At 55.8% G+C, this 12659-nt stretch carries 13 protein-coding genes; 8 read left to right on the forward strand and 5 right to left on the reverse strand.

From position 1 onward, the window contains the following. Positions 1–5: 5 nt before the first annotated feature. Complete coding sequence (gene rfbF / locus BLT38_RS11490; protein WP_083345300.1) at positions 6–776, reverse strand: glucose-1-phosphate cytidylyltransferase; 771 nt, start codon at positions 774–776, stop codon at positions 6–8. A 48-nt stretch (positions 777–824) separates the two neighbouring features. Here rfbF and rfbH point away from each other — a divergent pair, with 48 nt between their 5' ends. Further along, on the forward strand, positions 825–2165 hold the full coding sequence (rfbH, locus tag BLT38_RS11495; RefSeq protein ID WP_083345301.1) for a lipopolysaccharide biosynthesis protein RfbH: 1341 nt from the start codon (positions 825–827) through the stop codon (positions 2163–2165). Between the two features lie 66 nt (positions 2166–2231). On the opposite strand, the gene BLT38_RS11500 is transcribed toward rfbH, so the two are convergent. From BLT38_RS11500 to BLT38_RS11510, 3 genes are all read right to left on the reverse strand, one after another. Then, on the reverse strand, positions 2232–3215 hold the full coding sequence (locus BLT38_RS11500) for a glycosyltransferase family 2 protein (protein WP_083345302.1): 984 nt from the start codon (positions 3213–3215) through the stop codon (positions 2232–2234). Continuing rightward, complete coding sequence (locus BLT38_RS11505) at positions 3215–4123, reverse strand: NAD-dependent epimerase/dehydratase family protein (protein WP_269456814.1); 909 nt, start codon at positions 4121–4123, stop codon at positions 3215–3217. The genes BLT38_RS11500 and BLT38_RS11505 overlap by 1 nt, the downstream gene beginning before the upstream one ends. A gap of 74 nt (positions 4124–4197) precedes the next feature. Then, positions 4198–4686 (reverse strand): GtrA family protein, encoded by a 489-nt coding sequence (locus BLT38_RS11510; protein ID WP_172838246.1) that lies wholly within the window; start codon positions 4684–4686, stop codon positions 4198–4200. Between the two features lie 278 nt (positions 4687–4964). Between BLT38_RS11510 and BLT38_RS11515 the strand changes: the two genes are divergently transcribed. The 4 genes from BLT38_RS11515 (at position 4965) to BLT38_RS11530 (ending at position 8619) form a co-directional block, all read left to right on the forward strand. After that, positions 4965–5819, forward strand: coding sequence for an RNA polymerase sigma factor (locus BLT38_RS11515; protein WP_083345305.1), 855 nt, complete (start codon positions 4965–4967; stop codon positions 5817–5819). Between the two features lie 27 nt (positions 5820–5846). Continuing rightward, entirely contained in the window at positions 5847–6251 is a 405-nt protein-coding gene (locus BLT38_RS11520; protein ID WP_083345306.1) for a hypothetical protein, read from the forward strand. 54 nt (positions 6252–6305) lie between these two features. Continuing rightward, positions 6306–7076, forward strand: coding sequence for a DUF3106 domain-containing protein (locus BLT38_RS11525; protein WP_083345307.1), 771 nt, complete (start codon positions 6306–6308; stop codon positions 7074–7076). 250 nt (positions 7077–7326) lie between these two features. Continuing rightward, on the forward strand, positions 7327–8619 hold the full coding sequence (locus tag BLT38_RS11530) for a TlpA disulfide reductase family protein (RefSeq protein ID WP_172838247.1): 1293 nt from the start codon (positions 7327–7329) through the stop codon (positions 8617–8619). Between the two features lies 1 nt (position 8620). On the opposite strand, the gene BLT38_RS11535 is transcribed toward BLT38_RS11530, so the two are convergent. Beyond that, positions 8621–9091, reverse strand: coding sequence for a flavin reductase family protein (locus BLT38_RS11535; RefSeq protein ID WP_172838248.1), 471 nt, complete (start codon positions 9089–9091; stop codon positions 8621–8623). A 209-nt stretch (positions 9092–9300) separates the two neighbouring features. Here BLT38_RS11535 and BLT38_RS11540 point away from each other — a divergent pair, with 209 nt between their 5' ends. The 3 genes from BLT38_RS11540 (at position 9301) to BLT38_RS11550 (ending at position 12649) form a co-directional block, all read left to right on the forward strand. Further along, positions 9301–9765: a MarR family winged helix-turn-helix transcriptional regulator gene (locus BLT38_RS11540; protein ID WP_083345310.1), complete on the forward strand. Its 465-nt coding sequence runs from the start codon at positions 9301–9303 to the stop codon at positions 9763–9765. 149 nt (positions 9766–9914) lie between these two features. Continuing rightward, entirely contained in the window at positions 9915–10907 is a 993-nt protein-coding gene (locus tag BLT38_RS11545; protein ID WP_172838249.1) for a glycosyltransferase, read from the forward strand. Continuing rightward, complete coding sequence (locus BLT38_RS11550; protein WP_083345312.1) at positions 10904–12649, forward strand: ArnT family glycosyltransferase; 1746 nt, start codon at positions 10904–10906, stop codon at positions 12647–12649. The genes BLT38_RS11545 and BLT38_RS11550 overlap by 4 nt, the downstream gene beginning before the upstream one ends. Positions 12650–12659 lie beyond the last annotated feature (10 nt).

Consider the following 12659-nt stretch of genomic DNA (forward strand, 5'->3'; position numbering starts at 1 on the left):
CTTACTTACCAGGTCTTCCAGGGAGCTTTACCTGATTGCCAGAGCTCTTCCAGATGCTGCTTATCACGCAGTGTATCCATCGCCTGCCAGAAACCGTGGTGGTAATAGGCACGCACTTGATCCTGCGCAACTAGCGTTTCAATCGGCTCGCGCTCAAACATCTGCGCATCATCGGTGACGGAATCCAGAGCAGACGGTTCCAGTACGAAGAAGCCGCCGTTGATCCAACCACCTTCGCCGGAAGGCTTTTCGTGGAATGCAGTGATCTGGGTTCCGTTCAAACCCAGTGCGCCAAAACGCGCAACGGGGCGCACTGTGGTTAGTGTGGCTAACTTTCCATGGCTCTTGTGAAATGCGATGGACGCCGTGATATCCACATCCGCAACGCCGTCTCCGTAAGTCATACAGAACGGCTCGTCGGGGTTGAGGTATTTTCTAACTCGCTTCAGTCTGCCACCGGTTCCTGTCGCATCTCCCGTGTCCACGAGAGTAACGCTCCATGGCTCAGCAACGGATGCATGTACTGTCATTTTGTTCTGCGATATATCAAACGTAACGTCTGATGTGTGCAGATAGTAGTTCGCGAAGAACTCTTTGATGACATATCCCTTGTATCCACAGCAGATGACAAAGTCATGAATGCCATGCTGTGAATAAATTTTCATAATGTGCCAAAGGATGGGACGCCCACCGATTTCAACCATCGGTTTGGGCCGCACAGAAGTTTCTTCCGCAAGACGGGTGCCTAATCCACCCGCAAGAATCACAGCTTTCATTTGGCCTCGATTTATGACGATCGTTGCGCATATTGTATCCTTGCCCTAATGTCCACGGAACAATCAGCATCTCTGCGCAACCAGATTCTCGATCTTGTTCAGCAGTACCACGCTGCTGCATTTCCAGCAAAGAAGTTCGTACCCGGAACTTCTAAGGTGCCTGTGTCCGGCAAAGTAATTCGTGCCGAAGATATGGTCGCTGCTGTCGATGCAACACTTGATGGATGGTTCACAACCGGTCGCTGGGCAAAGGACTTTGAACGCAAGCTTGCGCGATTCGTTGGCGTGCGCTCTGCGTCTTTTGTGAACTCCGGATCTTCTGCAAATCTTGTGGCGTTGAGTGCGCTGTGCTCTCCGCAACTTGGTGAACGGCAGCTGAAGCCCGGTGATGAAGTCATCACAGTAGCTGCAGGCTTCCCCACCACGGTTAACCCCATCATTCAGAATCGCCTTGTGCCTGTGTTTCTTGACGTCACAGTGCCCGGCTATGAAGTGGATACAACGCAATTGGAAGCGGCCTACAGCCCCAAGGTGAAGGCCGTGATGATTGCTCATACGCTGGGCAATGTCTTCGACCTGGATGCCGTCACCGCGTTCTGCAAGAAGTACAACTTGTGGCTCGTAGAAGATTGCTGTGATGCGCTGGGTGCAACTTGGCGCGGCCAAAAAGTCGGAACCTTTGGCGATATCGCAACAGTGAGTTTCTATCCCGCACATCACATCACCACGGGCGAAGGCGGCGCTGTTCTTACAGACAAGCCTGCTCTGCGCGTGTTAATTGAAAGCTGGCGCGACTGGGGTCGTGATTGCTGGTGCGAACCCGGTGTGGATAACACCTGCGGCAAGCGGTTCGATTGGCAACTAGGCACACTGCCTTGCGGCTACGATCACAAGTACACGTACTCCCACATTGGCTACAACTTAAAGGGTACGGACATGCAGGCGGCCCTTGGTGTTACGCAAATTGACAAGCTGCCTGAGTTCATTGCGCGTCGTAAAGAAAACTTCGCCTATCTGAAGGCAGCGTTACAGCCTGTTGCAGACAAGCTCATTCTTCCGGAGGCGTCTGAACATGCTGATCCAAGCTGGTTCGGATTCCCGATTGGTGTTCGAGAAAACGCAGGCTTCACGCGCGATCAATTGACACGCTATCTGGATTCCAAGGGAGTTCACACGCGTCTGATCTTTGCAGGCAATCTATTGCGGCAGCCTGCTTACGCGAACATTGAGCATCGCGTAATTGGCGATCTCAAGAACACCGACTTTGTGATGAACCAGACCTTCTGGATTGGAGTATTCCCGGGCCTATCCACTGCCATGCTTGACTATGTGGTGCAGAACATCCTGGACTACGTAACGCAAGAACAACCTGCTTTAAACGTACTTTAAGAGCGGAACAATAAGGGCATGGCTTAAGCCATGCCCTTATTGTTTACTTACTCAGATTGCGGTAACTCAGCGTTGGTCATCTCCACCCGCATCCACGCCAGATCCTATAACGGCGTTTTCGATAATCGTAAGTGGCTGTTTCTTTACCTGTCGATACATCCGGCCAAGATACTCGCCGATGATACCGAGCAGCATCGCGTTAATACTTAAGGATGCAAGGATGAGAGCTGCCAGCGTCGCGAAGCCCGCAGGCCATGTTGCGCCCGTGATGAATTTTGCTGCGATATAACCACCGATCGAAAGCAATGTCAGAAACGATACAGTCAATCCGAAGTATGTGGAGAGGCGCAGCGGCACGGTGGAATGGTTCAAGATGCCATCCAATGCAAGACTAATCAGCTTTGAGAAGCTGAATTTGCTTTCGCCACGTTCGCGCGCGTTGCGGCTATACGGAATGCCCACCTGCGTGAAGCCTAGCGTGGCAATAGTGCCTCGCAAATAGGGCTGCGCATCTTCATAGGTCTTGAGTAGATCGATGACACGGCGGCTGATAAGACGGAAATCGCCTGCATCCACTGGGATCTTGTCTTCACTCAGAAGATCGATCATGCGATAGAAGATGCCGCGCTGCACGTTGATAAACCACGACTCCTGACGCTTCACACGTACGCCGTAGACAACATCTGCACCGCGCTCCCACTCCTCAAGAAAGCGGCCGACCAGCTCTGGCGGATCCTGCAGGTCAACATCAAGTTGAATGGCCGCGTCGCCACGCGCACGAGCATAGCCCGTCATGATGGAACGTTGATAGCCGAAGTTACGCGAGAACCGATAGACGCTCACACGTGAGTCACGTTGCGCCAGAGCTCCGAGCAATAGAAAGGTCGCATCGGCACTGTGATTGTCCGTGAACACAAACTCAAACCGATAGCGGTCTTCCAGCGGCGCAATTGCGGCTGAGACTGCCTGATAGAACGGCTCGATGTTCATCTCTTCGTTAAACACCGGAACTACGAAAGAGATTAGGGGCTGCACTTTCGCTCCTTCCATCAGCGGGCTTTTTCCTCCTGCAGCATTGCTGCATTGCGTCCGTAACGAACCATGGCATCCAACACATCCACACGCGGCGACCAGCCGGGCAGAGCTTCGCCAACATACGGTTCAAACTTCTGATCTGCCGGATAGGGCAAGGCGCCCCACTTCAGGTTGAGCTGCAGACCGGCGGCTGCATTTAATGACTCCACTAACTCTCGAAGTGGAAGGGGATGCAATGAGTGTACTGAATAGTGCGTGCCCTCCAGCTTTTCCTCATGCAACAGCGAAGCAGCCTTTACGAATGCATCCACAACATCATCCACATGGACGAGGTGTATACGCTGCTCGCCCGGAGAGAGAGCGAAATCAGTTCCGGCGGAGCTCGTCAGCAGTCGACGCCATAGCTTCTGCCGAGTATCCGTTTCACCAAAGGTGTCGTACAAGATCAGTGTTGCTGCTGGAATCCGATACTTCCTGCGGTAGTACTGCAATAGTTCGTCAAACGCTTGCTTGGTGGCCGCGTAGAGCGTGTTGGGAAGACGCGAGCCGTCGGCGTCGAACTGCCAGTACGACCCAGCATTTACAAACACAGGAGACTTTCTGCACTGGGATGCGCCTTGCAATAGGCTCGCCCCCAGCGAGATGTTCGCTTCCAGCAGAGCACCAAGTCCGGATGCATCGCGCGGTTCTGCAACGACCGTTGCAAGATGGAAGATTGCCTCAGGCTCTATCTGCCGGACGAGTTCCGCCGCCTCAAGAGGCTGTCCGTGCAGCGAATGAATCTCAGCTCCCGGTGCTTCTCTTTCCAGGGAGTCATGGCTCCTGCCGGTGAATGCATGAACCGTTGTCCCTTCCGCCAGTAAACGACGTGTCAGGGCTAACCCCATGAATCCATTTGCCCCAGTGACTATAACCCTGCGCACACGACCGCCTTCCTTCGTGGATGTCTCACAAGTATGACAGGGCAAATTTTGCCGCTGTTAGAACTGGAAGGAAATTAGGAAAGTGCGCCTGTTGGCTCTAAAGGCTGGGTAGGCTCACCCGGAACGAACGAAAACTTCTTGTGTGCGACGTAAGTAAAGAGTGCCACACCCCCCATCACGATGGCACCGGCGAAATACGGCGCAACACCACGGACGGAGTGGACCATCATCAACAGCTTCGTCACCATCGGCAACAGAATCAGATTCGGGAGCGAAGCCGCGCCGTACACCATGAGGCAACGAAGCCACTCGCGAAGGTAGTTCCCTTTCGTCTTGAAGACGAAAAACTTATACGTGAGGAAAGAGAAGGTGACGCCGAGCGGCGTGGCCGTAATGGATGCAAGATCCACCGTCAGGTACAGCATGTGCTGAGGAAGGAAGTGTTTGTATACGGCCACAAAGGCTGCGTAGCAGCCATATCCGAACAGGGTGTTGCAGACGCCAACCAGGAGAAATCTTACGAATTCGCCGGACTGAAAGATACTGGTAATGCGTTCCTTCAAGATTCCCCTTGTCCCTTCGTCAGCGTGGCCTGATAAGCCGTTTGATGCAGAGATGCATCGACTAACGGCCATCTTCAGCGCTTATTAGAGCATCTGTGCGCAAAACGACGATGAACACACAAGTGTCTTCACTTCCTTAAGATGGAAGGAGGCGGCTTTTGCGTTCCGGCGCATCTTATTTCTGGAACTCGCGCGTACTCGCTTTTGCACTTTGCGAAAGTGCTGCAAACGGGTACAAACACAGGAGATGAGCGTGTCCACAAGGACCCGCATGAAACATGAATCGCAAGCAGAGCCCCCATCCCGGACAGGAAGAGCCAGAGAATGGCCACGATTTTCGTGGGTCTGAGGATTCGCTCGACGTAATCGAGCCGGAAGACGCTGCGGAAGAGATAGAAAATTCCCCGGAAGCGCAACAATCTGACCCCGATGGTGTCGGAGAAGATATGGGTACGCTGGCGCTGAATCCGGGAATGCTGGGCGGTGCGGAGGTCGATCAGGACGTCCGCGGTAAGGGTCTGGCGGCTGATCTGAACGCGGTAGCCACGGCTGGCAAGTCGTCTGAGACAGGCGATGCGGATGTAATGCTCCGGCTTAAGGCAGGCGAACTGGACTGCTTTGAGTACCTGATGAACAAGTATCGCCGCCCGATTGTTCACTTCATGTTCCGTATGGTGCATAACCAGGCAGTGGCGGAGGAGATGGCGCAGGAGGTGTTTCTGCGGGTGTATCGGGCCCGCGAAACCTATCGTGCCGAGGCCCGGTTCACGACGTGGCTGTATCGGATTGCCACGAACCTGGCGGTAAATTACGCACGCGACACGAAGAACGAGCGGACCGCTCCGACCGTCCACTTGGATGAGCCGGATCCGGAAACGGGCAGTATGCATGACGTGGCGGACGTAACGCCCAACGTGGAAGCCGACCTGCTGCGCGAGGAACGGATGAAGGCGATTAAGGCGCACGTTATGGCCTTGCCGGAACGCCAGCGCATGGCCGTGCTGATGCACAAGTACCAGGAAATGGACTACAAGCAGATTGGCGCAGTACTGAAGTTGAGCGAGTCTGCTACGAAATCTCTGCTGTTTCGCGCCTACCAGACACTGCGCGAGCGACTAAAAGAGTTTGTGTAACGTAAGTAAGGTTTGAGGGATATTGCGATGTTTTCTGCCAAGAAAAATTCGGTGAGCGATGAGCAGGCCATGAAGGAGATGATGGCCCTGTTAGACGACTGGCATGCTCCGGAGCCGTCGCCGTGGTTTGACGGCAAAATGATGGCGCGGTTCCGAGAGGAGACGCAACGACCGCCGGAGAGCCTGTTCGCGCGGCTGCGCGATCGCTGGCTCTTTGGCAACGGCAACTTTATGAAGCCGGTTATGGTGGGGTCGCTTGCCCTGCTGCTAGTGGGTGTAGGCGGCGGATACCTGGAGATGACACACCTCTCCACGCCGGATCGTCCCGCATCGGTTTCAGCGACCGTGCAGGATTTGCAGATTCTGGACAACAACGATCAGGCGATTCAGGGCATGAGCCAGTTGCTGGATGACGACTCTCCCCAGGGATAAAGCAGTACTTTTACTATTAGCTATAAACATCTGTAAAAACGGATATTGAAAGACATGAACTCGCGCTTCTCGATCACCACTTTCAAGCTGCGGCAGACTGCCGCCGCAGCCCTGTTTGTGGCGTTGGGAATGACCTGCATGGCGCAGGGAAACCGAAACCGCAATGCTCAAGGCGGCGGCGTTCCTCACCAACCGAACTTTGGTGGAGGCGGTGGTCATGTTCCGAATTACGGCGGTGGTGCACCTCACGCGCCGAATTATGGCGGCGGTTCGAACGTTCGCCCTGCGATGCCCCAGGGCGGACAACAGCAGATAAATGGTCGCCCCGGCGGTAACGGCTTTGCGGGACAGTCTGGTCAGGGTGCCGTGATCGGGCCGCAGAGGCCGCGTGGCGAACATCTGGACCAATGGATGCAGCAGCACCAGAACCTGAGTCCGCAGCAGCAGCAACGAGCCCTGCAGAAAGAGCCAGGGTTCAATCAACTGCCTCAGCAGACACAGCAGAGAATGACAGAACGCCTGAACCGACTGAACAGCATGTCGCCACAACAGCGGGAAAAGGTCATCCAGCGCGGTGAAGCGATGGAACGCCTGTCGCCGCAGCAGCGCGTGCAAGTACGCGGTGCCATGGGACAGCTAAGCGCTCTGCCTGAAGATCGTCGTCGTGCCGTGGCCCGCAGTTTCCGCGAACTCCGTGCCATGCCGCCGGAGCAGCAAAACCAGATGTTGAATTCGCCGCAGTACCATCAGCAATTCAGCGATCAGGAACGTGGCACGCTGGGCAATCTGCTGTCGGTCAGCCCCATGCTGCCGCAAAATCAGTAGGCTTGACCGTCGTTTGACCATGACTCCTTTTGACAGGTAAAATGGGTTTTGTGACAATCCTTGTCCAGACCTGTTGTTGCCGCCGCTGTTCGTAGCCGAGCGCGCTGGGTCACCTTTTTCCCCTTTCTTTTCATTACTCTGCGCCGACGCTACGCCCCGCACATGCGGAGTATGCGCGCTGGTCGCGATTCCTCCGTTGCATCGGGACATGCCGCTTGCGCATCCACTGTTTCCGGAGAGCACGACTACGATGACCACCAAGACATTCACCACCGCCCTGATCGCCGCAGCCCTGACGGCCTCCGTTGCCCTTGCGCAGCGTCCCGCTCGGCACTGGGCCGGAACAGCAGTGGTGACCAACAACGGCAACGACATTACAACGAATATCCCGCTGGAGCTGGATCTCTCTGCCCCCGCTAAGAATGGCTCCATCACCGGTACGTTCCTGAACGGTGACCAGCGCTCGCCTTCCAGCCGTGGCACGCTAAGCGGATCGCACCTGAAGCTGCAGTTCCACTCCTTTGCGCGCACCCTGGAAGGCGACATTCACGGCGACACCTTTACCGGCACGTTCGGCGGCGCACGCATCAAGAAGCCTTACACCGTAACCCTGCACCGCGATGCGGACGGCAAACCCGCAACGGTATTCGCTGCGGCGTCCAAGGCGACAGGATCGCCTAAAGGAACCACGATCAACGGCACCTGGGAGATTGCCCTGCCCAGCAAGAGCGACAAAGGCGAAGACGCATGGACGATGACCGTTGCCCCCTTCCGGGGCGATGGCGAGATCCGCGTCGTGATCCAGCGCATTGATGGTGATAGCGGCGCCCTGTTCGGTCGGTTTGACGAGGCTGCGGGCGAGTATCACGTGAGCCGTTTTGGTGACTTCGGCGCTACCGCTTACACCATCCGTCCGAATGCAGATGGCACATTGCAGGTGATCAACCCGCGCGATCCGAAAGAGAACAATGTGGCTCGCCGTCCGGACGAGGCTCGCAAAGAGAAGCTAGCACCACCTACGGAAGCTACCGAGCAGACGACACTGGTAAACCCGGCGGAACCGTTGCGCTTTCAAGGTCCAAATTTGACCGGACAGGTCGTTACCAGCACCGATCCTGAATTCAAAGGCAAGGTGGTGATTGCGGCCATTGGCGGAAGCTGGTGCCCGAACTGCCATGACGAAGCACCGTTACTGGTTGAGCTTTACAACAAGTATCACCAGCGTGGGTTGGAGATTGTTGATCTTTCGTTTGAGGAAGACGACCAGTTGAAGAACCCGGAACGTCTGCGTTCATTCGTAACGAAGTACAAGATTCCCTACACGGTTCTTCTGATGGGAACGCCCGATGACCTGAACGCAAAGCTGCCGCAGGGTAAGAATCTGAACGCGTGGCCCACCTCGTTCTTTATCGGCCGTGATGGTCTTGTGAAGCAGATCCATGCGGGATTTAGCGGACCCGCGACGGGACAAGCTTATGTCGATCTGCGCAAAGAGACCTTTGCGCTGGTAGAGAAGCTGTTGGCAGAACCCGCCGCACGCTAACTTAGTCGATCAGATCTTCAAGAGACACAGCATTTGCGAACGAGCCGTTGCGCCACAGCAGCGGCTCGTCGGCGTTTGGGGAGAAGCGAATGTCCTCTACAGCCCCGATGAAAACGGTGTGGGTTCCGTAATCAAGGGAAGCTTCTGATTTGCAGAAGAGAGTGACAACTGCATCAGCCAGGTATGGCACACAGGTATGGTGTGTCTCCCATTCACCAAGAGTGAAACGTTCCTCACCCTGAAGCTGACCACTGAACGGTGGCACCAGTGCAGTGTGAGTATTCGAGAGCAGATTCACGCTGAAGCGACCGCTGCGCTCAATGGCCTTCCATACGCCCGCTTCACGATTCACGCCAACAGCGAGTGATGGTGGGTTAGCGGCAACACTCATAACAGCAGTGGCCACCATGCCAGCACGTCCATCCTGATCGCCCGCGGCCACAATGGTTACCGTGGCCACTAGACGTCGCATGGCCTGCCGAAAGCCTTCTGTCAGCTCTTGGGATACGGGGAGGTCGGACCTTCGGTTTGCGTCAATCTCAGTCATTTCAAAGGGCGGGAACCGGCGATGGCACTTTTTACCGCCTAACGATTGCCATTGTAACGAGAAGCGATGTAGTGTGTTGTGGGTTCGGGAGTGTAGTTCCCTTTTCCCCGAACCTGTTGGGAGTTTTGCAGCACATGCGTAACATCACGCCTTCGGTACAAAAAACGGTCAAACTGGCCGCCGAACTTCGCCCCTCCATCCTCCGTCTTAGCCGTCATCTTCGCCGGGAGGCACTCCGCGGCGGAAGTTCGTCCGTGGATATGCAACTGTTGGGCACTCTTCGAGAGGAGCCCGGCCTTGGTGTATCAGAACTGGCTGAGATGGAACAGATGAGCCGTCCTGCTATGAGCGCCCACATCAAGCGGCTTATGCAGTTGGGTTATGTTCAGCGGGAAACCTCAAAGGGAGATGTGGATCGCCGCCGCGTTGGGCTATCCGTCACCCGCACCGGAACACAGTATCTTCGCGTCGTGAGTGAACGCCGTGCAGACTGGTTGGCAGAACGCCTCTCAGAGCTTGGGGCGGAGGAACGCACTGCATTGGATCGCGCAACGAAGTCGTTGAGGTTGATCCTGGAATCTGCGGGCGAACCGGTTTAAGAAGTCCACGCCGCCGGCCGCCGCCGAGGATGCGCTTCGCATTCTCGCTGCAAAGCTGTATCCCGGCGTAACGGTGTGGCTGAAAATTCATCACGCTTACGGCGGTTCTGCCGTTCTCGTCATGGCCATCGCGTATGATGAGGCCACGCATGACGATTGAAACCCCTAAACGCCTGCGCATCGTGATACCCGTCTTCAATGACTGGGAAAGCCTGAACATCCTGCTTCGCGAGCTGGACTCGGTAGCCCCTGCGCTGCCGTATCGCGTAGTGGTCTCAGCCGTAGACGATGGTTCGATTCAGAGTTCCGAAGGAACCCTGACGTCGATCGAGCATCTGCAGGCGTTGGACAAGGTAGAGATTGTACGGCTGTCCACCAACGTGGGCCATCAACGCGCAATCGCCTGCGGCCTCTGCCTGGCATGCGATACCGCGGATATGGACGCCGTTCTCATCATGGATTCCGATGGCGAAGACCCACCGCAGACGATTCCGGAGTTGCTGGCGGCTACCAACGGCAAGAAAGATTTCTGCGTAGTTGGAGCGCGGCGCAAGCGGTCGGAAAACTTTACGTTCCGCATGTCGTACATCATCTACAAGAACGTCTTTAAGGCAGTGACGGGCAAGCGGATTGGTCACGGCAATTTCTCGTTGCTCTCTTCTGGGTACGCTTCACGACTGGTGATGTTGCCGGACCTTTGGAACAACCTTGCAGCCGCCCTCATGCGTTCTCGTTTGCCGATTCAGCAGGTGTTCATTGATCGCGGAACGCGCTATGCCGGCAAGAGCAAGATGAATTTCACCTCGCTGATTGTTCATGGCTTCAGCGCCATCAGCGTATATGCGGATACGATTTTTGTACGGTTGCTGCTGGCAACACTGGTTGGAGCAGGCATCACCGTTGTGGCATCAACAACCGCGATCCTGTTGCGCTTGTTCGTGCCCGCGTATGCCACTCCTGGATGGGCTACGACCGTAACGTTCAGCCTGATCATCATTGTGTTGCAGGCGTTCTTTACTTCGCTGACTTCCTTGCTCAGCCTGCTGAATAACCGAGTACAACGGCTCATCCTGCCTATCGTGGACTACAAACCGTATGTGCGGACGGTGGAGACAATCTTCTCCCGCACGCCCTCTGCATGACGCGTCCGGACGCGGCCAGGAGCGGTCGCTGGGATGGTCTGATCTGCGGACTCATCGTCGTACTTGCAATTCTGCTCGATCACCCCTTCATTGAGATGGGGTTGATCGACGACTTCTCTTATATCCAAACAGCGTTCATCTACGCACGTACCGGCCACTTTGTTTACAACGGCTGGGCGACAGCGATGCTTGGTTGGCAAATTCCCTGGGGCGCGCTGTTCGTCAAAGTGTTCGGCTATCACGTGTGGCCGCTGCACCTGTCGAACCTGGTGCTGGCCGGCTTATGCATGCCACTGCTGCATAGCGTGATGCGCCGCTCGGGCCTGAACCGTTCCCATGCGATCTTTGCAACGCTGCTGACGGGCCTGTCGCCGATCTTTATTCCGCTGTCATCCACCTTTATGACAGATACGGGTGGCCTGCTCACCCTGACACTCTGCTGGTATGGATTACTGCGCGCGCTCGATAGCCACAGCGATCGCAGCGTGTATCTGTGGTTGGTAATCGCTACAGCAGCCAGCGTGATCGGTGGCACTGCTCGGCAAATCGTTTGGGTTGGCGCACTGACGATGATGCCCGCAGCAGCCTTGATGCTGCGCAAGCGCAAGGGCGTTGTAGCACTGGCAATCTCACTCTGGGTCGTCAGTGTTGCTTCCATCGTGTCCTGCCTGCGCTGGTTCAAACATCAGCCGCTATCGGTGCCAGAACCCATCATTCAGGGACACTTCGGTCTTCGATCGTTTCGCGAACTTGCCGGAACAGAACTCGCAGGATTCTTGTGCCTAATCATGCTGGCACTTCCCGTATTTGTAGCGGCCATTCCTCCGCGCTCGCAGTGGACCATGCGTGGTTGGGTGAAGCTTTCTGCAGCCACCGTAGTGGTCACGATGGTTTCGTTCTTCATCGCGTTTCACCTTATGGAGCATGGCTGGATGCCGTGGACGGGCGACGTGGTGGAACATCTTGGTGTATTTGACTATTCGGCAGGCTGGCTGCTGGGCGTCGAGCCAATGTTGTTCTCGCACACGGCTCGCATTGTGGGTTCGTTTCTCATCATTGGCATAGCCATTGCCGGAGCCGCTTCACTGTGGAATGCTCGCCGTCTCGAGACAACCGAGACTTCCTCAAAGGCAAGCTCGTGGCATTCGCAGATCATTTTGTTGGGAGGCCTGCTGGTCGGTTATCTCGGCTTGCTCGTGCCGCGCGCTATCTGGTTTCAGGTGCTGGATCGTTACCTGCTGCCACTGATTCCCGTAGCAGCACTGATTGTGCTCCGACTACATCAGGAACGCTTAGCAAAACGCATTCCCACGATGGCTTGGGCGACATTGGCCGTGTGGGGCATGTTTGCGGTTATGGGAACGCATGACTGGCTGGAGAGCCATCGCGCACGCTTGACCGCAGTGGCACGACTGGGCGATGCAGGTATCCCTCCGGAACACATCAATGCCGGATACGAATTCAACGGCATGACGCAGATCCGTCTGGCTGGCACAATCGTTGATCCGCGCGTAACGTTCCCGCCAGAGATGCATGTGGTGACACAGCCGGACTATCCGGCGGACCTGCCGAAGTCCTGCTACGGAATTTTCTATAAGAGCACTCCCATGGTGAAGCCGGAATTCTTCCTCGCTCACCAGGTCATCCCGTGCCTGGAACCCTCTTCGTTTGGGACAGTTCCGTACCGCACATGGCTGCCGCCGTATGGCCGGGAAATTCTCATCCTGCAACGAAGCCGCTGAATTCCGTACC

The organism is Terriglobus roseus (assembly GCF_900102185.1).
In the GTDB taxonomy this organism is placed as follows: Bacteria; Acidobacteriota; Terriglobia; order Terriglobales; family Acidobacteriaceae; genus Terriglobus; species Terriglobus roseus_A.

Coding starts and splice junctions, on each gene's coding strand:
- rfbF (WP_083345300.1), bottom strand. CDS start 776: ATGAAAGCTGTGATTCTTGCGGGTGGATTAGGCACCCGTCTTGCGGAA.
- rfbH (WP_083345301.1), top strand. CDS start 825: ATGTCCACGGAACAATCAGCATCTCTGCGCAACCAGATTCTCGATCTT.
- BLT38_RS11500 (WP_083345302.1), bottom strand. CDS start 3,215: ATGGAAGGAGCGAAAGTGCAGCCCCTAATCTCTTTCGTAGTTCCGGTG.
- BLT38_RS11515 (WP_083345305.1), top strand. CDS start 4,965: ATGAATCGCAAGCAGAGCCCCCATCCCGGACAGGAAGAGCCAGAGAAT.
- BLT38_RS11520 (WP_083345306.1), top strand. CDS start 5,847: ATGTTTTCTGCCAAGAAAAATTCGGTGAGCGATGAGCAGGCCATGAAG.
- BLT38_RS11525 (WP_083345307.1), top strand. CDS start 6,306: ATGAACTCGCGCTTCTCGATCACCACTTTCAAGCTGCGGCAGACTGCC.
- BLT38_RS11530 (WP_172838247.1), top strand. CDS start 7,327: ATGACCACCAAGACATTCACCACCGCCCTGATCGCCGCAGCCCTGACG.
- BLT38_RS11535 (WP_172838248.1), bottom strand. CDS start 9,091: ATGCGACGTCTAGTGGCCACGGTAACCATTGTGGCCGCGGGCGATCAG.
- BLT38_RS11540 (WP_083345310.1), top strand. CDS start 9,301: ATGCGTAACATCACGCCTTCGGTACAAAAAACGGTCAAACTGGCCGCC.
- BLT38_RS11545 (WP_172838249.1), top strand. CDS start 9,915: ATGACGATTGAAACCCCTAAACGCCTGCGCATCGTGATACCCGTCTTC.
- BLT38_RS11550 (WP_083345312.1), top strand. CDS start 10,904: ATGACGCGTCCGGACGCGGCCAGGAGCGGTCGCTGGGATGGTCTGATC.